General features: G+C 60.0%; 1 pseudogene. It reads right to left on the bottom strand.

Annotated features, from left to right (window positions below):
- Positions 1-199 (bottom strand): annotated as a pseudogene (locus NQ038_RS15725) (hypothetical protein); the annotation flags it as partial.
- Positions 200-255: the final 56 nt, after the last annotated feature.

The raw sequence follows: 255 nt of genomic DNA, 5'->3' as shown, positions 1-255 counted from the left end.
GCGAGTCGGTCGTCGTGGCAGTATCGGGCTCTTGACCGCTCAGCCGATGCAAGAGCCCGATAGCTTTTCCCAAGGCCTCGTTCGAACCCTCCAATTGCTCGATCCGGGCCTGCAACCGCGCGACCTCAAGTTCGTGCTCGGCGAGTTCCTTGGCGCGAGCCCTCTCAAAAGCTGCCAACTGGCCATGTGTGCGTGTCATTCCACCATGCTCGCGGGGAATCAGTTCCCTGTCCACATCCCCCTCATACACCATTT

This window comes from Brevibacterium sp. 50QC2O2 (assembly GCF_024580675.1).
GTDB lineage: Bacteria > Actinomycetota > Actinomycetes > Actinomycetales > Brevibacteriaceae > Brevibacterium > Brevibacterium moorei.
Note: the sequence above shows the minus strand (reverse complement) of the source record. Positions and strands in the feature narration are given on the sequence as shown.